Raw genomic sequence first — 26,271 nt, forward strand, 5'->3', positions numbered from 1 at the left:
CGGCTTCCCTCTGTTCCCCGCATGTGCGGGGATAAACCGTTCTGATAGTCCTGCTCGATTTGCTGCTGCTCCTGTTCCCCGCATGTGCGGGGATAAACCGCGAACTGGGTTCAGATAGTGGCCGGGCAAACGCTGTTCCCCACATGTGCGGGGATAAACCGAGCGGACTGGGGAAGAGCCAGACGCTGAAGCGCTGTTCCCCGCATGCGCGGAGATAAACCGATATTGACTCTTCTCGTTTGTCTAATCGTCGGCTGTTATCCCCAACCCTGCAAATAAATCGGCGAAACCGGAGCTGTGTGCCTGATTCCGGCGCGGCTGCGGGAGATACAGAAACTGGCAAGAATCCCGCAACTTTAGATGGCGACAGAGGCTTTCGGTGGGGTTAGTCTGTAAGGGTTTTGATATTGCGTGCGGATACTCTATCCATGTTGCATCCCCTTCGCGCGCTAAATGACACAATACGGAGTCGAAGCATGACGGATAACACCTATACCCCGCCTCGGGTGTGGAAATGGGACACAGAGAACGGCGGCGCCTTTGCCAGTATCAATCGCCCTGTGGCCGGTCCTACGCACGACAAGTCCCTGCCGGTTGGCAGACATCCATTGCAGCTGTACTCGCTGGCCACGCCCAACGGCGTTAAGGTAACTATTATGCTCGAAGAGTTGCTGGCGCTGGGGCACGAGGGGGCGGAATACGATGCGCACCTGATCCGAATTACCGAGGGCGATCAGTTTGGCAGTGGCTTTGTGGAAGTGAATCCCAATTCTAAGATTCCGGCGCTGATGGATCGCAGCGCGAATCCACCTATCCGGGTGTTTGAGTCCGGTTCCATTTTGCTTTATCTGGCGGAAAAGTTCGGCGCATTTCTGCCGCAAGCACCGGCGCAGCGCACTGAGTGTCTCAACTGGCTCTTCTGGCAGATGGGTAGCGCGCCCTATTTGGGTGGCGGCTTCGGTCACTTCTACGCTTATGCGCCGGAAAAATACGAGTACCCCATCAACCGCTTCACCATGGAAGTGAAGCGCCAATTGGATGTGCTGGACCGGCAGCTGGCTGAGCACCGCTATGTGGCTGGTGAGGAATACACCATTGCGGATATGGCTATTTGGCCCTGGTACGGCGCTCTGGTCAGAAATGCCCTCTATGACGCGGGGGAGTTTCTCGATGTGCAAAGCTATAAGCATGTGGTGCGCTGGGCGGAAGAGATAGCGCAGCGTCCGGCGGTGCAGCGCGGGCGCATGGTGAACCGCACTTGGGGCGAGCCGGCTGAGCAACTGCACGAGCGGCATGATGCCAGCGATTTTGACCGCCGCACTCAGGATAAGATCGGCCCCGGCGGGGATTCCCGGGAAACCACTGATTAATTGGTTAAAAATACTTCGGGGTCAGGTGAGAAGCCCATCCCTTTGCCTGAGCGCCCCGAAGCCCACTACAACTCCCGTGTGAATGCAGCGGCGGTCCCTTAAAGCAGCGCGAGCGCGGCGGCGAGGGTTTCGCCAATGCGTGCGTTCAGTTTGAGGTCGAGCATGTCGTCCGCCCGTGTTCGGCCCAGGTTGAGTGCCGCCATGGGTTTGCGCCAGTCGCGCGCATAGCGGCAGAAGCGGTAGCCGGAATAAACCATCAGGGAGGAGCCGATTACCAGCAGGGCATCGCTGGCCTCTAGCGCATTCAGCGCTATTTGCACTCGCTCGCCGGGGACATTGTCGCCAAAGAAAACCACATCCGGTTTGAGGATGCCGCCGCAGTGGGGGCAGTCGGCGACGCAAAATCCGCTGAAATCCACTTCCAGATCGGCGTCGCCGTCCGGCGCGGCGGTGGCGTTGTGGCGGCGAAAATCCGGGTTCAGGGTGTGGCAGCGTTCGTGTACCGCCTGGCGGTCGCAGCGGTAGCCGCAGTGCATACAGATAACTTCATCTGCACGGCCGTGCAGGTCGAGTACCCGTCGGCTGCCGGCGCGCTGGTGGAGTCGGTCCACATTCTGGGTTACCAGCAGTTCTGTGTGTTGCCGCCGCTCCAGCTCCGCCAGATGCCGATGCGCCGCGTTGGGCTGAGCCCGGCGCATGGTCGGCCAGCCGATCAGGCTGCGGCCCCAATAGCGCTGCCGGGTACTCAGGCTGCTCATAAAGTCCCCGTGCCGCACGGGCTGCTTGCGTTTCCAGGCGCCGTCCTGGTCCCGGTAGTCGGGAATGCCGGAATCGGTGCTGACACCGGCCCCGGTGAGAATCATCAAACGCGGATAACGGCGGATAAAAGCGGCCAAGTGCTCGGCGGCCGCTTCTGCAGCGGTGGTTTGCTGCGGGCAGGGCGGCGCGAAGGTTTGCGCACTCGCGTTTCGGGGGCTGAGGGTCATGGGTGGCACCGGCAGAGTATCTGGTGGGTGCCGAGAGTATGCCTCAAAGTGATGACAGTTTCCGCCACGAAAGCAGCAGCCTGGCGGCGCGGGAAGGCATCCGGGTGCGCGACAGCCGCTGCGCGGTGAAACCGCCGATTGCCGCAAGGCCGATCAGTGCGGGCAGGGAAATACGCCGCAAGCCTGCGGTTACACTGTTTTTTTGCCGATTCAGCAAGACCACGGCGCAGGCCCGTTGTTTTTCCATTTCCCGGCTGTGCTGTTGAATCGCTTTACTTAAAGATCTCAAGGACATCCCGAACCGCCGCTTGTAGCTGTCGCTTGGTTTCACTGAAGCCGAGCAGAGTGCCTAGCCTGCGCTGGTACAGAAGGATTGCCGCCAGAATCAGGACTTGCGCGAGTACAAATACGGCAAAACCGACGTAAATCGATTGCGAGTAGCGATAGCCGATCAGGCCCGCACCACCGCAGAAACTCAGTACCAGCGTGATGGCCAGGGGCAGGAGCAGCAGCTGCAGGGCGATAAGGCGCTTGCCGGCAGTGAGGGTGCGGCTCAGCTCCAGCTGTGCTAGCGCGCGCAAATTTTCAAGCCACGCTGACATAAGCGTCAGTGTGGCTTCTGTTTGTGTCAACGCTTTGTCCGTGCCGCCCGGCGGTGGTGGCGTATCTTCTGTGCCTGTGTGGCCATGTGCTGAATCCGCTTCACCACCGCCAGCCAGCTTGTCCGCAGTCTGGCGGTGGGTGTTTCCAGAAGGCCGTGTTTGATTGGTGTTTGCCATTGAATGCCGATCCCGCTGGTACGGTTTCAGGTGTGGTATTTATTTCAGCAGTTTGGCAATTACCCAGCCCACGGCAAAAGCACAGCCGACACTGAGCACCGGGTGCGCCTTAATTGTGTCTTCGGCACGTTTCTCTAAGTTGTTGGCCTGTTGTTTGCCGGTTTTCAGTGTGGTGGCAGCCCGCTTTTTCAGGTGCTCCGCTGTTTCGCTTGCTGCCTCACCAGCGAGTTGGTAAGCCTGAGCCAACTTTTCCCGACCGGAGTTTTGCTGAGAGGTTTTTGCCGTGGCCATAACGCGTTCCTCACTCTTGGAAATGGGTCCCAGTATCCTAGAGTCGCGGTCGGCAAATCGTTAACTTGGGTGTGACTTGAGGTTCAGTGCGGGCACTTTTACGTGTTTGCCGCACCACTGCGCCAGCGGCGGATGTTTTCCACCACGCCGTCCAGCAGTCGCTGGCGGCTTTCGCGGCTGATCCAGGCGCTGTGCGGGGTGATGATCAGGTTGGGGATATCGGCGGCCAATAGCGGATGGTCCGGCGGTGGGGGTTCCGCGCTCAAAACGTCCAGGGCGGCGCCGCCCAGGTGGCCGCTTTTCAGAGCGGCCGCGAGGGCCGGTTCATCGATCAGGCCGCCGCGCGCGGTGTTGATCAGGAAGGCGCCGGGTTTCATGGCGGCGAGGAAGTCCCCGTCCACCAGCCGTTCTGTATGCGCGCTGAGGGGGCAGTGCAGGCTGATGACATCGGATTCCGCCAGCAATTGCACCAGCGGCACCCGGCCTTCCTGTCGGCGGCCGGTAAAGGATTCCGCCACCAGAATTTCCATACCTAGTGATCGGCCCAGTTGGGCGAATCTTTGCCCCAGATTGCCGTAGCCGATAATGCCGAGCTTCTTGCCCGCCAGCTCTACCACCGGGTGCTCCAGCAGGCAGAAAATCGGCGACTGGCTCCAGCGGCCGGATTTCACGTCACTGTCGTACTGGTGCCAGCGGGTGGCCAGCGCCAGCATCAGTGCCAGGGCGTGTTGTGGCACAGAGGCGCCGGCGTAGCCCTGTACGTTGCGCACCGGGATACTGCGGGCCTCGGCCGCTTCCAGGTCGATGTTGTTGGTGCCGGTGGCGCAGACGCAGATCAGCTTTAAGTTCGGGGCGCTTTCGATCAGGGGGCGATCGAGGACCACCTTGTTGCTGACCACCACGTCCGCGCCGGCGATGCGCGCGGCGGTTTCCTCCGCCGCGGTGGTCTCAAAGAAGTCCCAGTGATCCAGGGAGGCTTCCAGAGCGGAGGTGTCCAGCTCCTCCAGTTTCATGGTCAGAGTATCGAGGAATACGCCGCGCATCGCTGAATCCCGTTTGCCCGCTGAAAGACTGGGTTTACATCACCCGCATGCCCGGCTTGGCGCCTTCGTGGGGTTCGAGTATCCACAGGTCCTTGCCGCCGGGGCCGGCGGCGAGCACCATGCCTTCGCTGACGCCGAAGCGCATTTTGCGCGGGGCCAGGTTGGCGACCATCACGGTGTGCTTGCCGATCAGATCCTCGGGGTTGTAGGCACTCTTGATACCGGCGAATACCTGGCGGGTTTCACCGCCCAGATCCAGGGTCAGCTTCAGCAGTTTACCCGCGCCTTCGACATGTTCTGCGTTGGCGATGAGTGCGATGCGCAGATCCACCTTGGCGAAGTCGTCGAATTGGATTTGCGGTGCTATGGGTTCTTCGGCCAGCGGACCGCTGGCGGGCTTTGCCTCTGCCTGCAGTTTTGCCAGGGATTCTTTGGCTGCTTCCATGACGGCGTCCACCTGAGATTTTTCTACACGCTGCATCAAGGGTTTGAATTTGTTGATCTGGTGGTCGGCCAGTGGGGTGGTGGCCGCGGCCCAGTCCAGTTCACAGTTGAGGAATTGCGCCGCCTTGGCTGCGGTATTCGGCAGCACCGGTGCCAGCCAGGTGATCAGGGCGCGGAACATGTTGACACCCTGGGAGCAGATGGCCAGAACTTCGGCCTCTTTGCCTTCCTCCTTGGCCAGGGACCAGGGCGCCTTGTCGGCGATCCAGGCGTTGGCGGCGTCGGCCAGTGCCATGATATCGCGCATGGCGCGGGCGTATTCGCGGCTCTCGTAGTATTCGGCGATGCGCGGCGCGGCCTCGACAAACTGTTGCCAGAGGGCTTCGTCGGCGAGTGCGTTCGCCAGTACACCGCCGGATTTGTTGACGAATTTGGCGGTGCGCGAGGCGATGTTCACCACCTTGCCCACCAGGTCGGAATTCACCTTGGCGATAAAGTCGTCCAGGTTCAAATCCAGGTCGTCGACACCGGCGGTGAGCTTGGCGGCGAAGTAGTAACGCAGGTACTCGGGGTCCAGGTGGTCGAGGTAGTTGCGCGCATTGATAAAGGTGCCGCGGGATTTGGACATCTTTTTGCCGTTGACGGTCAAAAAGCCGTGCACGCACACCTTGGTGGGGGTGCGGAAGTCCGCCGAGTGCAGCATCGCGGGCCAGAAGAGGGCGTGGAAGTTGACGATGTCTTTGCCGATAAAGTGGTACACCTCGGCGTCACTGTCTTTTTTCCAGAAATCCCGCCAGTCGAGGCCGCGTTGGTCGCAGTAGTTTTTCAGGCTGGCCATATAGCCGATGGGGGCGTCCAGCCAGACGTAGAAGTATTTGCCGGGGGCATCCGGAATTTCAAAACCGAAATAGGGGGCGTCGCGGGAGATGTCCCACTCCTGCAGGCCCTCTTCCAGCCACTCCGCCAGCTTGTTGGCCATTTCCTCCTGCAGGTGGCCCGCGCGGGTCCACTGCTTCAAAAAGTCGCTGAAGGCCGGAAGCGTGAAGAAGAAGTGCTCGGACTCTTTTTCGACCGGTGTGGCGCCGGAGATGGCGGACACGGGATCTATCAGCTCCGTAGGGCTGTAGGTGGCGCCGCAGGCCTCGCAGTTGTCGCCGTATTGATCCGGGGTGCCGCAGCGCGGGCAGGTGCCCTTGATATAGCGGTCGGCCAGAAACAGTTGTTTCTCCGGATCGAAGGCCTGGGTAATGGTGCGCGAGGCGATATGGCCGTTCTCGGACAGGCGCCGGTAGATCATGGCCGACAGCTCGCGGTTCTCCTCCGAATGGGTGGAGTGGTAGTTGTCCACGTCGATCAGGAAGCCGGAAAAGTCGCGCTCGTGCTCCGCCTGCATATTGCTGATGTGCTGTTCCGGCGTCAGGCCCAGTTGTTCGGCCCTGAGCATAATGGCGGTACCGTGGGCGTCGTCGGCGCACATGTAGAGGCACTGGTGGCCGCGCGCGCGCTGGAAGCGGGCCCAGATGTCAGTCTGGATATATTCGAGCACATGGCCTAAGTGCAGTGAGCCATTGGCGTAGGGCAGTGCGCTGGTGACCAGGATTTTTCGCGGTGTGGGGCGCGTTTCGGACATCGGTTTTTCCATCGGCTGAGGGGTTTTGGCCGGAGCGGCCGGACATCGTAAAAAGACCGCGGAATATAGCAGATTTGCGGGGTGGCTGGGAGCGCGGGGCTTTCCGCCGGGGCACGATGCGGCTGGCTTTGGCGGAGGTGATCCGACACAATGCCGCCGAATTTACATTCGTCGAGAGGGAAGAGCTGTGAGCGATCACGAACACGATCATCTGCCCGCGGAGGTGCAGGTGGAGCTGGAGCGCCTGGCGGAGAGCCTGGGGCAGTTGCACGATCCGGCCACCGGGTTGCCGCTGGACGAGTTGGACGCGGAGATTGAGGTGGGTTTTGAGGGGGGCACTGTGTTCGTCGGCCTCACCCTCGGTTATCCCTGTGCCGGCCGGGAGGCGGACTGGGATGCGCGGCTGCGCGAGGCCTGCCTGCCGACGCTCAAGGGCGGTCCACTGGGAGAGGCGCAGCTGCAGTTCGAACTGTTCAGTGACATTCCGGTCACTGGCGCGGCGGATGCGCCAGAACCTTTGCGGGGCGTCAAAAATATTGTCGCGGTGGCGTCGGGCAAGGGCGGTGTGGGCAAGTCTACCACCGCGGTGAATCTGGCTCTGGCTCTGGCGGCCGAGGGGGCCAGTGTCGGCCTGCTGGATGCGGATATCTACGGTCCCAGTCTGCCCACCATGCTCGGTACCGAGGGGGTACGCCCGGATGTTAAGGAGCAGAAATTTTTCCTGCCGGTAGAGGCTCGGGGGCTGAAGACCATGTCCCTGGGCTATTTGATGACGGAGGAAACCCCGGCAGTGTGGCGCGGCCCCATGGCCAGCGGCGCTTTGAATCAGATTTTGACGCAAACTCTGTGGGGTGAGTTGGATTACCTGTTTGTGGATATGCCTCCGGGCACCGGGGATATTCAGCTGACCCTGGCGCAGAACACCACCCTCGCCGGTGCGGTAATTGTGACTACGCCCCAGGACCTGGCGTTAAAAGATGCCATCAAGGGGGTGGAGATGTTCCGCAAGGTATCGGTACCGGTGCTGGGCATTGTGGAGAACATGTCCCTGCACACCTGTTCCCAGTGCGGCCACAGCGAACCGATTTTCGGCAGCGGCGGTGGTGAGCGCATCGCCGCCGATTACCAGACCCGCCTGCTCGGTCAGCTTCCCCTGACTTTGGCGATCCGAGAGGACGCCGATGGCGGCTTGCCCACTGTGGCCTCGGACCCGGAGGGGGAGATTGCGGGGCTTTACCGCGATATCGCCCGCCGCGCTGCGGCGCAGATCTGGCTGAACGCCGGTGAAGAGGATTTACCGCAAATTGAAGTGTCCTAAGGGCGCTTTGAGGTATCTGCGCCCAGGGGAGAAAGAGAAGTCGAGTCTGGGGCGAAGCTCAAGTGATGGGGTAGGCATTTCGAAACCGTCGGATACAAGGATGTATCCGGCGGAGCTACAGGGATGTACTGGTGCGTTTTCGAAATGCCTACCCCATTGCTTGAGCGCCACAGGGCTAGCTACAGCGCTCGTGCAAATTAAGCACAGGCTCTCTGATTGTTCTTAAAAAGGCCGCATAACCCTGTGGGATCAGGATTGGGCGGCTTGCCGCTTGCGCAGTGAATATTTGCGGCGGCGGCGCGCGGCGATGGCTTCCCGCGCCTCCTGGCCGATATGCGGTTCGCCCCGCTGTTTGGCCAGCTGGATTTGTTTCTCCCGCTCGCGCAGTCGGGCCCGTTTTTCCTCGGAGACCTTGTCGTGGCAGTGGGGACAGCTGACGCCCTGTTCGTACAGGGGAGATTGTTTGTCCTCCGGTGTGACCGGCATGCGGCAGGCGTGGCACTGGTCGTAGTTGCCCGGCTGCAGGTCGTGGTTGACGGTGACGCGGTCATCGAAGACAAAGCACTCGCCCTCCCACAGGCTCTCTTCCTTGGGCACTTCTTCCAGGTATTTGAGAATGCCGCCCTGCAGGTGGTAGACCTCTTTAAAGCCCTGCTCTTTCAGATAGGCGGTGGACTTTTCGCAGCGGATACCGCCGGTGCAGAACATGGCCACTTTTTTGTGTTTGTCCGGGTCCAGGTTTTCCTGCACGTACTGGGGAAACTCGCGGAAGCTGTCGGTCTTGGGGTTCACCGCATTCTTGAAGGTGCCCACCTGATATTCGTAGTCGTTGCGGGTGTCGATCAGCAGCACCTCCGGATCGGAGATGAGCGCGTTCCAGTCTGCGGGTTTGACATAGGTGCCGACGCTGCGCCGCGGATCTATCCCCTCTACACCCATAGTGACGATTTCTCGCTTCAGCTTCACCTTGCTGCGCAGGAAGGGGGGCTTGTCGGTGTAGGATTCTTTGTAATCCAGGTCCGCCAGGCGCGGGTCGGATTTCAGGTGCGCCAGCAGGGCATCTATGCCCTCGCGGGAGCCGGCCACAGTGCCGTTGATGCCTTCGCGAGCCAGCAGCAGGGTGCCGCGGACTTGCCGGTCGAGCATGACTTTGAGCAGGGGATCGCGCAGGGATTCGAAGTCGTCCAGGGTGACGAACTTGTAGAGTGCGCACACGACGGTGGAATTCATATTACTTCCTCATTGCAGTGCCGGAGCGTAAATCCGGAGCAGAAAAAATCGCCGCGCATTTTATCCCAGGTGCACGTTGTTGTCGTACATTTATCAATCACTGGGGCCTGCGGCGAAAAGTCATTGACCTCCGGGCCGCAAGTTGTCACAGTTCGGCAGCACCACAGCGAGGCCATAGCCATGGATGAAGATTTTGCACCCCGAGAGTCGGACTTGAGCCAGACCTACCGCGAAGGTGATGTGACCGTCCAGATCGATATTTACGAGGATGGCGAGGGCGGTTGGTTGCTCGAGATAGTGGACGAGAACAACAACTCCACCGTGTGGGAGGATTCCTTCGATACGGAGCAGGAGGCGTTGGATGAGGCACTGGATGCGCTGCGCGAAGAGGGCATAGCGGCCTTCGTGGGCCCGGTACAGGAAGCGGACGAGCACTGGTAGCGGGCGAGTTCCCCGCGCGAGCGACGCCGCGTCGCCTGCCCACGCTGTGCTAAGGTTACAGCAGAAGGGAATCGCGACAGTGTAACAGCACAACCCAATCGCAGTGCCGCCGTGGAGCAACCACGGACTGATTGTTCCCGGCGGTGCGACCCGATTCGCGGTACCCTTCCTATGCGAGCGATTCGCCTCCTACCCCTGCTGTTATTGTCCCTGCCCGGGGTGGCAATCCCCCTTCAGCTCTCTGACCAACACCTGCTCAAGACCGGCCTGAAAGAAGTCCGGCTGGTCGCCGAATTGGGTGGCTATGCGGTTGTTGCCGGACGCAGCTGCCTGGACTGCGATGAAAATCCCGCCATTTACATTTTTAAAATACCCCGACCTGGAGAAGATGTGGCGGCCATAGAGGCTGCGAGTGAGCGCTACACCTATCCCGGTCGCTACGTCGATTACCTGAGTAAGACTCTGGTGGAGAAGACGCGCATGTTTTATGGCCGCTGCTACGAGGGGATGCCCTCGCTGCTGTGGTTGAGCGAATACCGGGTAAATGACGACTGGGTCAAATCCGAGTATCTGATAGTTTTTGGTGATAAGGGGCCGGAGCACCGCTACAACGAAAACCGCCAGCCGAGTCTCTATTACATCGACAACCGCGATTGTGTCGAACTGCCGGGTGTCGCCGCTGAAACCGAGCCGTGACCGTGCTTCGTAAAAAAATACCCCGCCAATGGCGGGGTATGCTGGGGCTCGGGGCCGTACTCAATGGTGTTGTGTTATTGCTTCTTTGGGTTATTTTGCCGGGTGCCAGGTAATTTTCAGTTTCTTCTTGCCCCAGCGGCGCGCCTTTTTGACATCTTTGCCCATCCAAACATCTATGCGTCGTCTGAAGCGTTTGTTCATGCGGTCGCGCACGGTGTAAATGCCGGGCAAGCCTTCGATCTTAACCTTGGCCCCATTAGTCAGGCCGTGTTTTTCAAGATCGCGGGAGACGGCGATTATCTTGTCGCCGGGGCGCAGTCGGTTGTTCCAGGCCGCAATCCAGGGATTGCTGTCGGTTTGGCCTGGCACCGAGTTATAGGCGGTGGCGTCGACCGTCATGGTTTTTTTCTTTATGGTGGCGGAGGCGTTAAGGCTGATTGCCGCCGCGAGGAAAACAATTATAAAAAGTACGGTATTGCGCAGAGTCTGTTTCGTCATGTCCCGATACCTCCAGGTGTCATTTGGTCACAGGCAAATGGTGCGCCAATGAAGAAGTCCAAGTGTCTTTGGAAATAACTGATCAATAATTGAGCAGTGGTGGCTATATTACGGGTTGATGGTCACTTATCAACTTTTTGCTGAAGGCCGGTAAAAAGCCGACCGTTTTATCTTTCTTTTTTAAAAGCATGGGATTTTGGCCCCAAAGGCTTTCTTTTGTTGCAACCATTTTTTGCCGATAAGAATGTTTGCGGATAATCGGTTGAACAAATCTCCGCAGGCTTAGTAATTGATTTCTTTGCGAAAAAACTGGCTGATAACGATGTCATCCTAATGAGAGGCACGAATAAGCGCTGGATTGGTTTTCCAATCCGCATAGAGAAAGTAAAAAATTTCTCTGAAATTATTTGTGACTGGTCTGTCGGGTGCTACAGGGAGCCACTGGTTCATTGGCCGCCCGGTGACAAAGAGACTTCGGGGGCAGATGAGAAGCCGATTCCATGGCCAGAGCACCCCAAAGCCCGCTTAAGCTCCTGTATGAATGAGCCGAAGCTTCCTCAGGTGGATGTGGCGTCGGCAGGCTGGGGAGGGTTGAGCTGTTGCCGGAGCCCCAGCAGGTAGGCGCGGTCTTCCTCCAGATCCGCAAAACCGTGGCGGGCGTCCAGTTCCACGGCTTTTTCCACCCATTCTATGGCTTCTTCCAGATTGCCCTGCCACTCGCACACCTGTCCCAGATTGAAATAGGTGATGGCCAGGTTGTGCCACTCCCCGTGACGGGTCAGTCCACTGATGGCGCGGCTGTACAGTTGGTAGGCGGTGCGCAACAGGTGTGCCCTGCGCAGCGGGTCCTGCTCGCTGGCGGACTGCTGGTGGTAGGTGTGGGCCAGCGCCGAGCGCACCCGCGCGGGCGAGTGTTCGAAGGGGGCGGGCAGGCCCAGGGTGGCACCGCCATCCAGGTAAGCGAGTACTGACTCAAATTGGGCCCGAGCCAGCGGGTAGAGTTCCGGGCGGGCGCGGGCGGCAAGGGCGTTCAGCACCATGCCGTAGCGGTAGCGCAGAGCATGCTGCTGTTGTGGTTTGTCTGCCAGGGTGCCGATGGCTCTTTCGTAGAGGGGCAGCGCGCGGTCGAAATCGCCTTGTAACGCGAGTGCTTCGGCGCTGGTAAGCAGCTTTTGTGTGGCACCTTCTCCTTTCGCCGCCGGTGTCGCTACTGCAACACCGGCGGCAAGGAGCAGAACTGCGAGAGAGAGGCTGGTCAGGGTTCCGTGCATCTTGGGCGCCTTCCCTGTAACGGCTCGGGAGTTGAGAGGCTGTAATAACTCTCAGTATCACCCCTCAGGCTGCAGTTGCGCCAGTATGCCTTGGAAGGGATGGCGCAAGGACACACCTGCAAAGCGTTTCGACTGGCAGCGGCAGGAATAGCCGCTGGCGAGCAGCTTTTCTGTATCCGCACCGGTACCGGACAGGCGCGGTGCCCAGGATTGTTGGAATATGGTGCGGGACGTCTCCTTGTGCGCCGTTTCATGGCCGTAGGTACCGGCCATGCCGCAGCAGCCGAGCCGTTCGGTATGCAGCTCCAGGCCCAGAGCTTCGAAAATCCGCTGCCAATCTTTCAGACTGGCGGCGGCGTTGGTCTGCTCGCTGCAGTGCGGCAACAGGTGGAAGCGGGCGGGGGTCAGCCGCGGCCGCTGTTGCTCCAGGTGTTCCAACTGCCCGGCCAGCCATTCTTGCACCAGCTGCACTTTGGGTGCTTCTTCGCCGAGCAGCTTTCGGTACTCGGCGCGGTAGGTCAGGGTCATGGATGGGTCCACGCCCACCAGCGGTACGCCGCAGGCGGCCAGTTCGTTCAACATGGCGCTGTTGCTTTCCGCCACCCGCTGAAACTGACGCAGGAAGCCGTGCACATGCAGGGGTTTGCCGTTGGCTTTAAAGGGGGCCACCAGGGGAACAAAATCCAATTGTTTCAGCAGCTTCAGCAGGTCGCCGACCACTTCGGCATCGAAGTAGCTGGTAAAGGCGTCTTGCACAATGATGACAGCGCGGCTGCGCTGGGCGGGGCCCAGGGCTTCCAGGCTGGCGGCGCTGGCGAAGGGCACGCCCAGCTCCGCCATGGTTTTGTACAGGCTCTTGCGCGCCAGCAGGGGGCTGTCCGCCAGTCCCAAGCCGCGCTCCAGCAGCCAAGTGACAGGCTTCAGTTTCAGCGGCCAGTTGTATAGCTGCGGTACTTTCGCCAAATGCGGCATCACAAATTCCAGGCCGCCGACCACATAGTCTTTCAGCGGGCGCAGGTAGCGGCTGTAGTAGAGTTCGAGAAACTTGCTGCGAAATTCGGGGACATCCACCTTTATAGGGCACTGGCCAGAGCAGGATTTGCAGGCCAGGCAGCCCTGCATGGCGTCGTTCACTTCGTGGTTGAAGTCGTATTCTCCGCGCATTTTGGCCAGGGAGTTTTTGATGCGCCCCGGCAGCCCCACGAAGAAGGATTGTTCGCGAAACTTGCGCGCCGTTTCCACCGGGTCCACGCCCCGTGCCGCGAGCAGTCGCAGCCACTCGCGCACCAGGGAGGCGCGGCCCTTGGGAGAGTGGATGCGCTCGCGGGTGGCCTTGTAAGAGGGGCACATGGCGTCGTCAGGATTCCAGTTGAAGCAGGCGCCATTGCCGTTGCAGTAGACGCCTTCGCTGTAACCGTCCCACACCTGCACTGGAATTTGTCGGTCCAGTTCGCCACGGGTAGTGACCTGGTCGATCTTCAGCAGGGACGAGGCGCGGCTGGGGGTGGCGATTTTGCCGGGGTTCAGCTGGTTGCGCGGGTCGAAGGCGGCCTTGATCCGCTGCAGTTCCGGGTAGAGTTCGCCGAAGAACTCCGGCGCGTACTCGGAGCGCACCCCCTTGCCGTGTTCGCCCCACAGCAGGCCTTTGTATTTTTGTGTCAGGGCCACCACCTTGTCGGTGATAGCGCGTATCTGCGCCGCTTGTTCGGGGTCTTTCATATCGATGGCCGGACGCACGTGCAGCACGCCCGCGTCCACATGGCCGAACATACCGTAGTCGAGGCCTGCGTCGTCTAGTACCGCGCGGAACTCGGCGATAAAGTCGGCCAGATTTTCCGGCGGCACCGCCGTGTCTTCGACAAAGGGGATCGGCCGTTTCTCACCCTGCACATTGCCCAGCAGGCCCACGGCGCGCTTGCGCATGGCCCAGATGCGATTCACTTCGGTGTGGCCGCGGGCGATGGTGTAACCGAAGCTTTTGCCCGGTTGGCCGATCATGGCGTCCACATGGGCGGTGAATTTCGCCAGCAGTTGTTCCAGTTCCTCTTCTGAATCGGCGGTGTACTCCACCAGGTTGATACCTTTTACCGGCCGCTCTTCCGCCGGGAAAAACTCGCTCACGCTGTGCCAGACGATATCTTCCATCGCCAGCTGCAGCACTTTGCTGTCCACCGTTTCGATGGATGTGGGGCCGGCCTGCATCAGGTCCTTGGCGTCCCGCAGGGCATCCTGGAAGTTGTCGTACTTCAGGTTCACCAGCGCCGCGCATTTTGGAATCGGCAACAGGTTCAGCTTCGCCTCGGCGATAAAGCCCAGAGTGCCCTCGGAGCCACAGAGCACGCTGTTGAGGTTGAATTCGCCACCTTCGCGGATATGGGCCAGGTCGTAACCAGTGAGGCAGCGGTTCAGTTTGGGAAATTTGTGCGCGATCAGTTCGGCTTTATCCCGCGCTATCTCGTCGCAGATGCGGTGCACCTTGCCTGGGCGGTCATCGCGCGTGGTGATTTCGCGCAGTGTGTCATCGTCGATCGGTGCGGATTGCCAGAGTTCGCCCCCCAGCAGCACGGTGGACAGTTCCAGCACATGGTCCCGGGTTTTGCCGTAGAGGCAGGAACCCTGCCCTGAGGCATCGGTATTGATCATGCCGCCAATGGTGGCGCGGTTGCTGGTGGAAAGCTCCGGGGCGAAGAAGAGCCCGTAGGGCTTCAGGGCCGCGTTCAGCTGGTCTTTCACCACCCCGGCCTGTACCCGCGCCCAGCGCTCCTCGGCGTTGATTTCCAGAATCCGGTTCATATGGCGGGAAATGTCCACCACCAGACCATCGGTGAGGGACTGGCCATTGGTGCCGGTGCCGCCACCGCGTGGAGAGAGCACCACCTGGTGGAACTCCTCCCGGTCCGCCAGCTTGGCGATCAGCTGCAGATCGTGGATATCCCGCGGGTACACCACCGCCTGGGGCAGTACCTGGTAGATGGAGTTGTCCGAGGACAGAACCGTGCGGCTGGCGTAGCTGGGGCTGATATCGCCGCGAAAACCGCCGCCCTTCAGCGCCTCGAGAAACTGGAGATAGAGAGCCTGTACTTCGTCGACTTCGCGCAGTGCTGGGATCATGGGTCGCATTTACTGGGTGGAGAAGAAAAGGGCGGGCATTGTAGCGCGGCGGCGGGGAGGGGGGCTATATGGGGCTGTACAGAGCGAGGGCGCCGTTTGGCGCCCCCGGACTGAAAAGTGGGAGAAAGTCAGGCTGCCCAGCGTTGGTTGCCTTTGCCGAAGGTGCTTTGGGCTGTGCGAATTGCAGCGGAGGGCAGGTTTCTGACGTAGGCGTTGATCTTTGCTAATTTATCGCGCACCAAGAAGCAACCATAAGCTCCTACGGCTGCAGCGCCAAAGACCGACCCTGAGGACAAGACTTGGCTAGCAGTGTTAACAATTGTTTGCGGAATCTCTTCCAAGCCTAAAACTTCGGAGAAGGTGTGGCCCGCGGCAAGAGCGGTCGCTACAGTACCATGCTGTAGAAGCGCGTCTCGGCGCGCATCTTTGTTGAGCATATCGTAAGGGTTGACCTTGGTCCCCACGTAGCTGATCCCCACCTTGTTACATAGGTCTTCGAGCTCCTTTTTTCGGGTGCCGACACCACGTGGATTGGAAAAGTACACCTTCTGCCGGTTCAGGTATTGGCGCAGTGCTTTTTGGTGTTCTGCTTTCTTTGCCCCTTCTCGCGCCGGAGATTGCATCGGGGGGTGTTCCGGAGACAGCTGTTTTTCCAGAACTTGCAGGGCGCGCACAAAAGTCCCGGCCCCCTCTCCGTGCGCTAGCCAGTGTACCCGTGCTCCGGCAAGCATCGCCTGTTGAATCAGCGATGCCAGATGATCTCGGTGTTTGTCGCTCTTAAAACCGCCGTTTTGCCAATATAGGGAGTAGTGATTCCCGGAGCAATTAACAAACTCATTGCAGAGACTGCTGTAGGCCTTGGAGATATGCTCGATCAGCATTCTTCCGGCCTGTTCTTTGTCGTCAAATTTGCCACTGACAGCGGCGTAGTGGGCGCCATCCCAGCGGTGATCCAGCTGTATCTCGGTTCTACGTTTGTTATCGGTTTGCCAGCGGTTAGCTTGTCGTTGAACTTGATAGAGACCGGTTGTTTGTGGGCCTTTATGGAATTTGTAATCGCTGTCGATTTCCAGTCTATAAATCAGTACGTTACCGTCGTTGTCTAGCTGATAGAGGATGGCTGCGCCGTCAAAAGTCAGTTTTTCTGTCTGGAAACGGCGGCCTACGGCAACACTGCTTAGTGCATGGATCGCTCTGACCACACTGGTGAGATAATAGTTACCGGTATGTTCGCGCTGAATAGTTTCCCAGACTTTTTCCTGGGTTTTCTTTACGTAGACGTTTCTCCCTATGCCATTACCGCCACTAATAAGTTTCCAAGTTTTGCTTTTGTTTTGCATAACAGCTCCCTTGCTATTTTTTGATAAAATTGAGTAAGTAGGTTTCTGTGGTATCAGGGGGTTAGCTCTGGTGGCGGGCTGCCGGGATTTACTACGATGATATTTTCTTCACCTTTACCACCGTAACGCCACTCGGGGTAAATCCAGGGCTCTGGATCACGGTGTTCGCTGCCGCGGGCATCTGGCCATTTGTGCTTCGCTTCCTCCAGGCGCTCTTTCGCCGTTGCACTGAGTTCCAGCTGTACGGAATCCAGCACGGCATTCCGCAGCGCATTCATATTGGCGAGGCAGTAATCTACCGGGGCATAGCCGATATAGCCGAAGTTCAGATCCAGACCGTAGCGGTCGTCCAGCGGGATGCGCAGATAACAGTCACGATAGGTCCGCATAAACTCCGGAGGCGGTTCCTTATCGTGGGAATAGTCGCGGTGTCTTTCAAAATACAGCCAAGTTGCGCCAGCCTCTTGCCGTTGACGCCAGTGGACCGGAGCCCGATATTCTCCTAAGCTGGGGCATGCGGGACAGGTATACCAGAGGTTGCGCAGGCATATCTGCTCGAAGTGCTTAGGATTAAAGCAACTCATTCCTTCCGGCAGGGCATCGTAGCGCCAGAGGCCGATACCGAAACAAATGGTGCCATAGGAGCGAGGACGCCAGGGAGGGCCGTAAAATTCCCAATCGCGCTTCATAAAGTAAAAGGCGGCTTTCCCCTCACGCTGCCACTCGGGTAGGTTGCTGCCGTCGTCGAAATACTGGCTTGGATTGTAGATATTTATCCGTGGTGGCGGGTCTTCACCTGGAAATCCCCCGTAGTTGGAATGGGGCGGCATTCGCAGCGTCAGAATATTGCCTGAGAGGTCTACCCGGATAGTTTCGGGGCGATTAATGCCGGGTACGTAGGGGCGTTTGCGGGTGGCGAAAAGTCGTTTAAGCATAAGTTCCTTGGGATTGTTGGCCCCAGCTTTTCTTCCATGTGAAAGTCGAAATTTTATTGATGCCTGGTGCCAAGTTCAATTGTCGTTTTTTGCGGTTGTTCAAATTTCTTAAAAAGACGAGGGGTATTTGGGCATGGTAGGGCAATAGCGGGCGCATTGCACTGCTGCTGTATTGTGGTTCATGGGGTTAATACTGGCGGCCTGCCGGGCTCCAGTACGACGTAACTCTCTTCTCCCTCAACACCATCCCGCAATTTGGGGAAAACCCAGGGCTCCGGGTCGCGGTGTTCACTGGCGCGAGCATCGGGCCATTTGCGCTTTGCTTCCGCCAGACGTTCTTTTGCCGATGAACTGAGTTCCAGTTGTACAGAATCCAGTACAGCATCCCGCAGTGCATTCATATTGGTGAGGCAGTATTCTGCTGGGACATAGCCGAAATAGTTGAAGTGCAGGTCCAGATAGTAGCGGTCGTCGACCGGGATACGAAGGTGGCAATCAAGGCAAGTGCTTAAAATCTCCTGGAGTGGCTCCGGTTCAAGATCGTCATTATGTCTTTCAAAGTAAAGCCAGGTTGCACCGGACTCTTGCCGCAATCGCCAATGAATGGGGGCCTGAATCCCGCCGAAGACTCCGGAATACCAAAGGTTGCGCAAGGTTATCTGCTCAAAATGGTTGGGGTTAAAGCAGCTCATGCCTTCCGGCAGAGCATCGTAACGGCAGGCAAAGATATTGAAAAAGATGGTGCCGTAAGACTGGGTGCGCCAGGGAGGGCCGTAGAATGACCAATGGCGGTGTAAAAGCTTAAATGATGCTATACCTTCTCGCCGCCACTCCGGCTCATAACTGTCGTCAGTATATTGGTATGACTCATAGATATTTATCTGCGGGGGTTCCCTGCTCGGGCCCCATCCATCGTAGGAGTGGGGCGGCATTTGCAGTGTAAGAATGTTGCCGGAGAGATCTAGCCGGATGGTTTCGGGGCGGTTAATACCGGGTACGTAGGGGCGTTTGCGGGTGGCGAAAAGTCGTTTAAGCATAAGTTCCTTGGGGTTTCTGGTCCCGGCCATTCTTCCATGTGAAAGTCAAAATTCTATTGATATCTGGCGCTCGGTTCAATTGGCGTTATTTGCGCCTGTTCAAGTTTTTTAAACCGCTGAAATAGGAAGTTCCGGCTATAGTAGGGACGAGTGCAAATCAGGATGTTAGCTCTGGTGGCGGGCTGCCGGGCTCTAGTATGACGAACTCCTCTTCACCTTCATTACCATCACGCCACTTGGGGTAAATCCAGGGCTCTGGATCACGGTGTTCACTGGCGTGGGCATCTGGCCATTTGCGCTTCGCTTCCGCCAGACGCTCTTTCGCCGTTGCGCTGAGTTCCAGCTGTATGGAATCCAGCACGGCATCCCGAAGTTTATTCATGTTGGCTAGGCAGTACTTAACGGGAGCGTAGCCGAGATAGCTAAAGACCAAGTTCAGATAGTAGCGGTTGTCCAGCGGGATACGCAGATGGCTGCTGCGGTAGGTGCGCATAAACTCCGGAGGCGGCTCCGCTTCATGGGAATAATCTCGGTGCCTTTCAAAGTAAAGCCAAGTTGCGCCGGACTCGTGTCGCAGGCGCCAATTGATGGGGGCCAGATACTCCCCAAAATCTGGGCGTGCGGGGCCAGCATACCAGAGGCTGCGCAGGGCCATCTGTTCAAAGTGATTAGGGTTAAAGCAACTCATGTCCTCTGGCAAAATATCATAGCGCCAGACAGTGATACTAAAAGAGATGGTGCCATAGGGGCGGGTGCGCCAGGGGGGGCCGTAAAATGCCCACTTGCGTCGCAAAAAATGAAATGAAGATTTCCCTGCACGTTGCCACTCTGGTAGGACACTATCGTCGGCATACCGTTTTTGCTCGTAGATATTTACCTGTGCTGGTGGGTCTTCACCTGGAAACCCTCCATAGTAAGAGTGCGGCGGCATTTGCAGAGTCAGAATACTGCCGGATAGGTCTACCCGGATAGTTTCGGGGCGGTTAATGCCGGGTACGTAGGGGCGTTTACGGGTGGCGAAAAGTCGTTTAAGCATAGATTCCCTGGGGTTTCCGGCCTTTTTTTCTTCCATGCGAAAGCCGAAATCTTATTGATATCTGGCGCCGGATTCAATTGCGACTGTTTGCGGTTGTTCGAGTTTTCTAAAGAAAGTCAGCCATGCCTATTTAGATGGTGTCCGGCTAGGACTATGGTTGTATAAGTCGATGTGTCACGCTATCAAATGGTAATAAGCGGAAAATAGAAACACTGATATGAAAATCCAGCTGCTGACAGAGAGGATTCCGGTGGGTATAAGCCAGTGTGCTCTGGGCGACCCGGTGCGCTACAACGGCGGTCACAAGCACAGCAAGGTCTGTACGGAGCTTCTCAGTCAGTGTTTGGAGCTGCGCCCTTTCTGTCCTGAAGTGGCTATTGGTCTGGGCGTTCCGCGACCGCCGATTCATTTGATTGTGAGTGACCGGCTGCGGGCTGTAGGGCGGGATGATCCGCGTATGGATGTTACTGAGGCGCTGGAAAATTACGCCGACCGGGTGGTCCCGCAGGTGGAGGAACTGCGCGGTTTTATTTTGATGCAGAAATCCCCGAGCTGTGGTGTGCGCAGTGTGCCGCACTACAAGGAGGATGGCTCGGGCGCGTTGGCCCACGGTGCCGGTCTTTTCGCCGCGCGTCTGCGCGAACATTTTCCTCATCTGCCGATAGAGGAAGTGGGGCGCTTGAATGCCAGTGATATCCGTGAAAATTTTCTCACACGTGTGTTCGCCTACGATGCCTGGTATCGCTATGTGGCTCCGGACCCGCGTCCGGCGCGGGTGACGGAGTTCTACACGGCTTATAAATACCTTCTGCTGGCCCACCATCAACCGCTGACCCGTGAATTGGGGCGGCTGCTTTCAGACACCAGCGGCTATAAGCCGCAACAATTGGCTGTGGAAGTGCGCGGCAGGATGATGGAGATTCTCAGCCATCCTGCCAATCGTCGGGATAGAACCAATGCACTGATGCACAGCCAGGGACATCTGAACGAGTATTTGACCAAGGAAGAGCGGGCGGAGTTGACCCGTTTAATCGAGGATTATTACCGGGGACGTAAACCGCTATCCGCGGTATTGACCATGCTGCGTCACTACCTTCCGCGCAGCCCGCATCAGTTTATCCATAGCCAGGTGCTGCTCGCCGCAGAGCCAGCTGAGCTGGGACTGTGTGATTTTCGCTGAGAGGCGCTATGGGCAATCCAGAACCTAAGCCATTGAAGCGCTTTCGCCGGGGGCTGGTTTGGTTGCGCAATGATCTGCGCTTGAACGACAACACCGCGTTGTACCGGGGCGCGCAAAGTTGCCGTGAATTAGCCGCTGTTTTTATCGCCTGCCCGATAAGTTGGCAAGAGCAGGATGAGGGGGAGCCGGTGGTCGCCTTCCGTCTGGCCTGTCTGCGCGAATTGCAGCAGCGATTGGCGGAGCGAAATATTCCGCTTTATTTTCTCGAAATCGCCAGATTCCAGCAGGTGCCGCGGGCGATGGAGGAGATAGTCCACAAGCTTGAAATTGAAGCCCTTTTTGCCAATTCGGAATATCCCTACAACGAACAGCGCCGCGATGACGCCGTGCGCACGGCTCTGAAAAACGCAGGGTTACAGGTGGAGTTTTGCAGCGACCGAACCCTGCTGCCACCGGGCGCGGTTAAAACCGGGGGCGGGGAAACCTACAAAGTATTTACGCCCTTTAAACGCGCCTTTGTCGCCCGTTGCGGCAGTGATTATTTTGCACCGTTGCCGCCGCCGCGAAAAATGGAAACAGTGGCCGGATGGCCCCGTTGGATTCAACTTGCAGAGCAACATAATTTGGTGCGGACTATTCCCGGAAAACTACCGGGTTATGAGCTCACGCCCGACAGGAACGGCAGGCTGCTGGGGTGGATGCCGGGGGAAACAGCGGGTGCGCGTCACTTGCGCGCATTCCGCGAGAAAATCGGCCGCTATGCGCTGGAGCGCGATTTTCCAGCCAAGGATGCCACCTCGCGCCTTTCTCCCTATTTAAATTGCGGCGCCGTATCCATTCGTCAGTGTGTGCAGATGGCGTTTGCGGAGAATGGCGGTGGTTGGAGTGGAGGCAATCAGGGCGCAGAGTGTTGGCTGGGAGAGTTGCTGTGGCGAGAGTTTTACACCCATCTGATCGCCGCCTTCCCGCGGCTCTCCATGCACAAGCCCTTTAAGCCGGATACGGACCGCGTGCCCTGGAAGTACGATGCGCAACTGTTTCGGAGCTGGTGCGAAGGTACAACCGGCGTACCCATTGTGGATGCCGCCATGCGCCAATTAAACGAAACCGGCTGGATGCACAATCGGCTGCGCATGGTGGTTGCTTCCTTCCTGACCAAAAACCTGCTGATCGACTGGCGCTGGGGCGAGCGCTATTTTATGCAGCGATTAATTGATGCGGATCTGGCCGCGAACAATGGCGGTTGGCAGTGGGCTGCGTCTACGGGCACGGATTCGGTGCCTTATTTTCGTGTTTTCAATCCCTACAGTCAGTCGAAAAGGTTTGATCGGCACGGTGAATTTATCCGTCGGTTTGTGCCGGAATTGCGCCACCTGAGTGAGAAAGCGATTCACTGCCCGCCACCGCTCGATGGTTACCCGGCACCGGTTTGCGATGTGGCGCAAAGCCGCGATCAGGCAATCGCTGCTTTTGCCGGTTTAAGGAATCTCTGATTAAGTCACTTTCTGGTGGCAGAGGCGCTTCGGGGGCGGATGTGAGGCTTAGGGAACCTCTGATTAATTCGCTTCCTGACGATAAAAATTCTTTGGAGCTAGATGAGAAGCTCAGGTGATAGGGTGGCCATTTCGAAATCGTCGGATACAGGGATGTATCCGTCGGAGCTACAGGGAAGTACTCGTGCGTTTTCGAAATGGCCATCCTATTGCTTGAGCGCCACGGAACTAACCAAAGCCTTCACGCGAATTAATCAGAGGTTCCTTAGGCCAAAGGATCAGTGCAGGCGGTGGCCGGGGTATTGCGAAATCCTCGGGTACAGGGCGGTATCCGGAGGAGCTAGGGGGACTTTTGAAATATCCACCCAATTATGTGAACCCTAGAAGATTATTACAGCTCCCGTGTGAATGGGTCAGAGGTCCCTTCAGGCGTCAGTGAAAAAGTCCTTGTGCCGCTATTGGTGAGCGGCGGCGTGTCTATACTTGCTCCACTGCGATTGATTCCCTACTGCAATGGAGTGCGCAATGGGCTTTTCATGGAAAACCCTGTCTATCGCTGTGGCTCTTGCTGCCGCCGGTCCGGTTGTGGCCGCCGATAAGCTCTACAACAATATTGTCGTTTTTGGTGACAGTCTTTCGGACAGTGGCAACGCCGGCATATTTACCAGCAATGACCCGGACGGCCTGTTGCCGATGCAGCCGGCCATCAGTTTTACCGCACAGGATTTTGGCCTGGCGTCGCTTAATCCTTCCTGTTCCGGTTTGGGGTTTAGCGTTGGCGGGCCGGTGCCCTGTTATCCCACCGCCGCGGACGCAGCCGGTCAGTTGCAACAGGTAGTGACTTCGGTATTGGCCAACGGCAGCAACTGGGCCGTGGGCGGCAACCGCACCGCAGATGTGCTGCTGGATCTAGTGGGGGCGCACCGCTTTCGGCAGCTTTTCCCGGATACCACCGTGGCCGATCACAATAACCTGACTACTATCCTGCCGGATTCCACCCGCTGCGGCGCCGATGGCGTCTGCGATCCGGCTGCGGGCGAGAGCCCGTATCTTTCCCCTGCGGAAGTGATGGAGGCGACTGCCGCTTTCGGTGATCCAGTGGCGCTGCAGGCTCTGGTGGATGATCCGAGCAACAATATCACCCTCACCGGTGTGCCCTTTGGCACGGGCCGGGGTTACTTGCCGCAAAACGGCGTTTCCGGCGATACCCTTTACTTTTTGAATGGCGGTGGCAACGACATTATTGCCGCCACGCTCGCCGGTACCGTCTCCCCGGACAGCATGAAGCGCTCTGCCGACTTTCTGGCTACCGCCGCGAGTGAATTGCGCCGCGCCGGCGCCGCGTTCGTGGTGGTGTCTAATGTGCCCCGGGTGGGGGATACTCCACTGATGAACGACCTGGGGTCAGATGCGGTCAGCACTGCAAATATTGGCACTGCGCTGTTTAACGATGCGCTGCGGGTGCGTGTGAATTTTATCGGCAATGTGTTGATCCTCGATACCGAGGGTATCACCGCCCTGGCGCAAGCGAAGCCGGGGCTGTTCGGCTTTGCCGATATCGATCAGGCCGCCACCTGCTACGCCGCCGGTGCCTGCGATAACCCCAATCCCGTCTACAGTGAGACTGGCAGTGCTCCCGACTCGGACAGGCTGCTGTTTAACGACGGCATCCATCCGACATTGGCCGCCGCACAGCTGGTTGGCGATTACTACTATTCCGTGTTGAGCGCTCCGGTGGGGTTCGCCATGTTGCCGGACCTCGGTTACCAGAACAGCCGCCTGCACCAGTCCAATATCGATCACCACCTGGTTGCGCAGCGCTTTCGCGATCCCACCACCACGGTGTTTTTCAGCGGCGCCTGGCAGTATACGGAGCTCGGCCAGGGGCCGGCGCCAAACCGCAACAGCAACGGCTGGGACGGTTTTTTTGGCTTCAGTTTCGCCGCAGGCGATCATTTCGAGTGGGCGCTGGCGCTGTCTTACGCCGGCAATGATTACACGCCCCCGAGCCTTTCGCTCAAGGCCCGTACCCTCAATTTTTCCGCGCTGGCGCGTTGGAACGATGAGCGCTGGTTTGTCGATGGCGGGCTGACGTACGGCGATATCGACTACCACGAGGTGGACCGGGATATCTATCTGGGGCAGCGTTTTGCCACGCGTATCGAGGGTGGTACGGATGGCGATGCCGTGACCCTGTTTGCCCGCGCCGGCTACGACACAGCCCCGGCGCTGCCCTGCCAGCTGGGGCCCTTTATCGCCGGCGAGTGGACCCAGGTGGATGTGGATAGCTTCCGGGAATCCACCAATCGCGATCTCACCTATGTGGGTAACAACGGTGAGACCCTGGACCCCCTCGGCCTCTATGTGCGCCACCAGAGCCGCGACTATTACCGCCTGCGCACCGGTTTTTTTTACAACGCACCGGAAGAGGCGGACTGGCGTTGGTTCGGTGAAGTATGGCTGGAGTACAACAGCGGTGACGATACGGACAAGGTGGGCATCGGGGTTAAGTCTATCCCCGGTAACAGCGCTTACCTGGCGGCTTACGACAGCCGTCACGCGGGTTTTTTTCAGAATGGCTTTGGCGCCCTGGTGGGGCTCAACCTGACCGACAAGCTGCAAATGAGCGGCAACATCCTGGTGCGGCGAGAGGACACCGTGGGTGGCTTGAACCTGAATTACCGTTTTTGATAGGAAGGATCAGCAAAATTTCACCGAATTTTCTGCGGCAAAAGTGCGGAAAAATTCACGGGAATGCGAAAATCGCGCCCGTTTCGCGCCGCCGATTACTCGGGTGGTTGTTACCGTTACCGGTACTGATAACAACCCGAAAGTGACACTAGTGACAATGTTTAGTCCCAGATTCAGTCTGCAGAGCGATGCCCTAAACCGTGCCGATGCCGATGTGTGGGCGGTCAGCGACCGCGCCCACGCACTGGCGAACCGGGGCGAGGACGTGATCTTTCTGTGTGTGGGCGACCCCAATTTCGATACGCCGGAACCCATCCTGGACTTTGCCCGCGCGCGGCTGGGCGTTGGCCGCACACACTATTCCCCGGCCGCTGGCGAGCCGATGCTGCGCCGCGCCATCGCCGATATCGAGAGCAAAGTCTCTCCGCATCCCTGCAGCCCCGATGACGTAGTGGTTTTCCCCGGCGGCACCAACGCCATCTTCGCGGTGCTGTCCTGCCTGTTGAATCCGGGCGAGGAGATAGTGATTCCAGAGCCGATGTATATCGGCTATGTGCCCATCTGCGACGCACTGCGCCTGAAAGTGAAAAAAGTGTCCTGCCCGGCGGAGACCCATTTCGCCTTTGACGTGGAGGCGGTCAAGGCCGCCATAGGCGCGGATACCCGCGCGGTCATGATCAATACGCCGGTCAATCCCACGGGCGCCATGGCCACCCCGGAGCAGTTGCGCGAACTGGCGGCCTACTGCCGCGCGCGCAATGTGTGGCTGGTGTGTGATGAAATGTATTCCATGATCACTTTTGCCCGCCGCCACACTTCCCTGCGTACCGCCGCCGAGCACCTGGACAATATTGTCGTTATCGACGGCCTGTCCAAGTCCCACGCGATGAGCGGCTGGCGCCTCGGTTGGGCCGTGGCCCACGGGCCGCTAGTAGAGCGGCTGATCGGGTTCGCCGGTGCCACCATCTTCGGTTGTCCGCAATTCATTCAGGAGGCCGCTGCCTTTGCGCTGGAGTTTGACTCCTACTTTGTCAAACAGATGCGCGATGCCTATGAGCGCCGCCGGGATCTGATCGTCGAGCGTATCGGCAAAATTCCCGGCCTCAGTTGTTACTCCCCCGATGCAGGGATGTTCGTGATGGTGGATGTCTCCAACATCGCGGAATCCGGCCAGGCCTTCGCCGAGGCACTGCTCGATGCCGAACGGGTATCGGTGCTGCCCGGCGCTCCTTTCGGCCCCAGCGCCGTCAACCACGTCCGCCTGACACTGGCGGCGGATGAGGGTGAGTTGTCCCGCGCTCTGGACCGCATAGAGCGTTTTGTCACCACTGGCAACAAGCGCAGCGCCTGACAGACATTCACCCGCATGCGGACGCCTTTTACGGGCGTCTGCTTGCAGGCGAATATTTGCTGCCGCTATCCTTGTTTTTTTCCAATAGCAAGAACAAAAG

Annotated in this window: 22 protein-coding genes; 9 read left to right on the forward strand and 13 right to left on the reverse strand. The window is 58.4% G+C overall.

Annotation, left to right across the window (positions count from 1 at the left end; genetic code table 11):
• Positions 1–476: 476 nt before the first annotated feature.
• Positions 477–1,370, forward strand: coding sequence for a glutathione-dependent disulfide-bond oxidoreductase (gene yghU / locus BM155_RS12315; RefSeq protein WP_074903451.1), 894 nt, complete (start codon positions 477–479; stop codon positions 1,368–1,370).
• A gap of 98 nt (positions 1,371–1,468) precedes the next feature.
• Here the strand turns inward: yghU and BM155_RS12320 are convergent, their stop codons facing one another.
• Entirely contained in the window at positions 1,469–2,356 is an 888-nt protein-coding gene (locus BM155_RS12320; RefSeq protein WP_074903453.1) for an NAD-dependent protein deacetylase, read from the reverse strand.
• Positions 2,357–2,358: 2 nt separating this feature from the next.
• On the opposite strand from BM155_RS12320, the gene BM155_RS12325 reads away from it, so the two are divergent.
• Complete coding sequence (locus BM155_RS12325; RefSeq protein ID WP_067151394.1) at positions 2,359–2,622, forward strand: hypothetical protein; 264 nt, start codon at positions 2,359–2,361, stop codon at positions 2,620–2,622.
• 6 nt (positions 2,623–2,628) lie between these two features.
• Here the strand turns inward: BM155_RS12325 and BM155_RS12330 are convergent, their stop codons facing one another.
• The 4 genes from BM155_RS12330 to metG form a co-directional block, all read right to left on the reverse strand.
• Positions 2,629–3,135, reverse strand: coding sequence for a hypothetical protein (locus BM155_RS12330; RefSeq protein WP_067151397.1), 507 nt, complete (start codon positions 3,133–3,135; stop codon positions 2,629–2,631).
• Between the two features lie 39 nt (positions 3,136–3,174).
• Entirely contained in the window at positions 3,175–3,426 is a 252-nt protein-coding gene (locus tag BM155_RS12335) for a hypothetical protein (RefSeq protein WP_067151400.1), read from the reverse strand.
• 98 nt (positions 3,427–3,524) lie between these two features.
• Positions 3,525–4,469 carry a D-2-hydroxyacid dehydrogenase gene (locus BM155_RS12340; RefSeq protein ID WP_074903456.1) on the reverse strand — a complete coding sequence of 315 codons (945 nt, stop codon included), beginning with the start codon at positions 4,467–4,469 and terminating at the stop codon, positions 3,525–3,527.
• A 34-nt stretch (positions 4,470–4,503) separates the two neighbouring features.
• Positions 4,504–6,543 carry a methionine--tRNA ligase gene (metG, locus tag BM155_RS12345; protein ID WP_067157360.1) on the reverse strand — a complete coding sequence of 680 codons (2,040 nt, stop codon included), beginning with the start codon at positions 6,541–6,543 and terminating at the stop codon, positions 4,504–4,506.
• Between the two features lie 187 nt (positions 6,544–6,730).
• On the opposite strand from metG, the gene apbC reads away from it, so the two are divergent.
• Positions 6,731–7,861: an iron-sulfur cluster carrier protein ApbC gene (gene apbC, locus BM155_RS12350; protein WP_231902446.1), complete on the forward strand. Its 1,131-nt coding sequence runs from the start codon at positions 6,731–6,733 to the stop codon at positions 7,859–7,861.
• Positions 7,862–8,110: 249 nt separating this feature from the next.
• Here the strand turns inward: apbC and trhO are convergent, their stop codons facing one another.
• Positions 8,111–9,091 (reverse strand): oxygen-dependent tRNA uridine(34) hydroxylase TrhO, encoded by a 981-nt coding sequence (gene trhO, locus BM155_RS12355; protein ID WP_067151406.1) that lies wholly within the window; start codon positions 9,089–9,091, stop codon positions 8,111–8,113.
• A 213-nt stretch (positions 9,092–9,304) separates the two neighbouring features.
• Between trhO and BM155_RS12360 the strand changes: the two genes are divergently transcribed.
• A complete protein-coding gene (locus BM155_RS12360; protein ID WP_231902447.1) occupies positions 9,305–9,532 on the forward strand; it encodes a hypothetical protein in 228 nt (75 codons plus the stop codon).
• 171 nt (positions 9,533–9,703) lie between these two features.
• Positions 9,704–10,228 (forward strand): hypothetical protein, encoded by a 525-nt coding sequence (locus BM155_RS12365; protein WP_067151412.1) that lies wholly within the window; start codon positions 9,704–9,706, stop codon positions 10,226–10,228.
• A 90-nt stretch (positions 10,229–10,318) separates the two neighbouring features.
• On the opposite strand, the gene BM155_RS12370 is transcribed toward BM155_RS12365, so the two are convergent.
• The 7 genes from BM155_RS12370 to BM155_RS12400 form a co-directional block, all read right to left on the reverse strand.
• Complete coding sequence (locus BM155_RS12370) at positions 10,319–10,726, reverse strand: 3D domain-containing protein (RefSeq protein ID WP_074903458.1); 408 nt, start codon at positions 10,724–10,726, stop codon at positions 10,319–10,321.
• A gap of 557 nt (positions 10,727–11,283) precedes the next feature.
• Positions 11,284–11,997: a tetratricopeptide repeat protein gene (locus tag BM155_RS12375; RefSeq protein ID WP_067151418.1), complete on the reverse strand. Its 714-nt coding sequence runs from the start codon at positions 11,995–11,997 to the stop codon at positions 11,284–11,286.
• Between the two features lie 57 nt (positions 11,998–12,054).
• Positions 12,055–15,108 (reverse strand): D-2-hydroxyglutarate dehydrogenase YdiJ, encoded by a 3,054-nt coding sequence (gene ydiJ, locus BM155_RS12380; protein WP_074903460.1) that lies wholly within the window; start codon positions 15,106–15,108, stop codon positions 12,055–12,057.
• A 128-nt stretch (positions 15,109–15,236) separates the two neighbouring features.
• Positions 15,237–16,448, reverse strand: a complete 1,212-nt coding sequence (locus BM155_RS12385; RefSeq protein ID WP_074903462.1) for a hypothetical protein — start codon at positions 16,446–16,448, stop codon at positions 15,237–15,239.
• Between the two features lie 53 nt (positions 16,449–16,501).
• Complete coding sequence (locus BM155_RS12390) at positions 16,502–17,383, reverse strand: hypothetical protein (RefSeq protein ID WP_067151427.1); 882 nt, start codon at positions 17,381–17,383, stop codon at positions 16,502–16,504.
• A 179-nt stretch (positions 17,384–17,562) separates the two neighbouring features.
• Positions 17,563–18,420, reverse strand: coding sequence for a hypothetical protein (locus BM155_RS12395; RefSeq protein ID WP_074903465.1), 858 nt, complete (start codon positions 18,418–18,420; stop codon positions 17,563–17,565).
• A 157-nt stretch (positions 18,421–18,577) separates the two neighbouring features.
• On the reverse strand, positions 18,578–19,456 hold the full coding sequence (locus tag BM155_RS12400) for a hypothetical protein (RefSeq protein WP_074903623.1): 879 nt from the start codon (positions 19,454–19,456) through the stop codon (positions 18,578–18,580).
• 217 nt (positions 19,457–19,673) lie between these two features.
• On the opposite strand from BM155_RS12400, the gene BM155_RS12405 reads away from it, so the two are divergent.
• The 4 genes from BM155_RS12405 (at position 19,674) to BM155_RS12420 (ending at position 26,171) form a co-directional block, all read left to right on the forward strand.
• A complete protein-coding gene (locus BM155_RS12405) occupies positions 19,674–20,636 on the forward strand; it encodes a YbgA family protein (RefSeq protein ID WP_074903467.1) in 963 nt (320 codons plus the stop codon).
• An 8-nt stretch (positions 20,637–20,644) separates the two neighbouring features.
• A complete protein-coding gene (locus tag BM155_RS12410) occupies positions 20,645–22,129 on the forward strand; it encodes a cryptochrome/photolyase family protein (RefSeq protein ID WP_074903469.1) in 1,485 nt (494 codons plus the stop codon).
• A 525-nt stretch (positions 22,130–22,654) separates the two neighbouring features.
• Positions 22,655–24,820 carry an autotransporter outer membrane beta-barrel domain-containing protein gene (locus BM155_RS12415; RefSeq protein WP_074903471.1) on the forward strand — a complete coding sequence of 722 codons (2,166 nt, stop codon included), beginning with the start codon at positions 22,655–22,657 and terminating at the stop codon, positions 24,818–24,820.
• A gap of 157 nt (positions 24,821–24,977) precedes the next feature.
• Positions 24,978–26,171: a pyridoxal phosphate-dependent aminotransferase gene (locus tag BM155_RS12420; RefSeq protein ID WP_067151444.1), complete on the forward strand. Its 1,194-nt coding sequence runs from the start codon at positions 24,978–24,980 to the stop codon at positions 26,169–26,171.
• The last annotated feature ends 100 nt before the right edge of the window (positions 26,172–26,271 follow it).

Origin of the sequence: Microbulbifer thermotolerans (assembly GCF_900112305.1) — a bacterium.
GTDB classification, from domain to species: Bacteria; Pseudomonadota; Gammaproteobacteria; order Pseudomonadales; family Cellvibrionaceae; genus Microbulbifer; species Microbulbifer thermotolerans.